Origin of the sequence: Corynebacterium sp. KPL4015, assembly GCF_040225725.1 — a bacterium.
In the GTDB taxonomy this organism is placed as follows: Bacteria; Actinomycetota; Actinomycetes; order Mycobacteriales; family Mycobacteriaceae; genus Corynebacterium; species Corynebacterium rhinophilum.
On record NZ_JBEHGF010000056.1, the window covers coordinates 1 to 1,497 of the forward strand.

Genomic DNA, 1,497 nt, shown 5'->3' on the forward strand with positions numbered 1-1,497 from the left:
AATGGCCGTAGCCTTTCCCGACCGCTTCGACAAATACCTATAAACCTAGCCCCACACACAAACAACTTGACACGCTCAACTGCACTTTCAATAATCCAAAGAGCAATCAGGCATAACACTGCCATTGCTAAGGTACCTAGGATTTCGAATCCTAGATCACTGCTTAGCTCAACCCGCAGCGAGGCCATAAAAGGTGATCACATAGACAACTATTGCAAATCTCTAATTAGCATTTTAACATTTACATATTGGAAATATATCCTCTCTCGAAAGGTAAGACCTTGACCAAAAAGCGTTCACCTCTCCCATTACTGGCATCTTTAACACTCCTGCTGACTACATCAATTGCGACCCCCTCTGCAATCGCACAAGATTTAGCACCCAAGGAAACGTCACCTGGAAGTCAGATCATCCACACCGAAACGCCTGCTGAGTTCCCAACTACCTCTACACGATCCGCGCACACGGTGGAGATTGCCCCTGGGGCTAGCGGCGCCTTTGTAGCACAAGACGTAGAAGGGTATGGGCTCTATGTTGATAGAATCAATGCCAGCTACATGCCTGGAGCCTCTCTTCAAGGCCAAAACATATGCGGTATCACACTAGAGACTTCTTATACAGAGAACTATGGTCGCCACCGAGTCCGAACAGCCACCCCTCCCTGCTCGGTGTTTTCCGCTTGGGTCAACTTCCCTGTTAAAAACTCCTGAGGAACAACTCGAAGGTATGTTCAAGGGTGAAGGTTAACGGCGTTTGGTCTAACAAAACCTGCGCAACAATACACAGGTAGGTCGATATGGGATCCATCATTTTTATTTTCTTAGGCTGGGCTGCTGCCTTAGCTATCCCTGGTGCGATTATTTACCAACTGGTAAAAATACGAAAAGCGAAGGAAACACATAAAAAGAGCGATTAATCCCCGCGTATAGTCCGACTAGATAGAAGATTTTCAAATCTTTCCTTTACCTACGCAAACAGCACCACATGCCATGAGTGCAAGATGGTGGGTGCGGCGAATCGCCGCACCCACCATCTTTTAGACATAACCTCTCAGCAATCGGGATATCGCAGTTGTGCCATAGAACTGGGGGGTGCCAGCGCACCATAGATCGTGGTCAGGGGAATGAACACTGGTGACCAGATAGCAGAGCGCTTATGTCAGGCAATGCACCGGAGCATTCGGGTATCAATATGAGCAACAGAGCGCGCTCAAAACGTTCACACTATTGGCACTCTTAGTGGCACCGGGACATAGTCCATCCAACCCAATCTTGTTAAGGAAGGTTTTACTTAACTGCCTAACGGCAGGGGAACCGTATATTGCTTACGGTCTGTCACCCTTTTTACGCCCTGTGGGTAAAACGATTCCAGTCCTCGATAACGCTCGTTGAACGGTTCGAACCGAAACAGCGAACTCTGCAGGGTCAAGTCCGTTTGAGTGGTGTTTCTACCTTTCGATAGAGCATGCAGTGTGATGGTGTCAGGGGCCAGCACGTG

At 48.3% G+C, this 1,497-nt stretch carries 1 protein-coding gene; it reads right to left on the reverse strand.

Going from position 1 to position 1,497, the window contains the following annotated elements:
• Positions 1-1,290 precede the first annotated feature (1,290 nt).
• Positions 1,291-1,497 (reverse strand): hypothetical protein (locus ABRP64_RS11600; protein WP_284783245.1); only part of this gene is annotated, 207 nt, incomplete at its 5' end.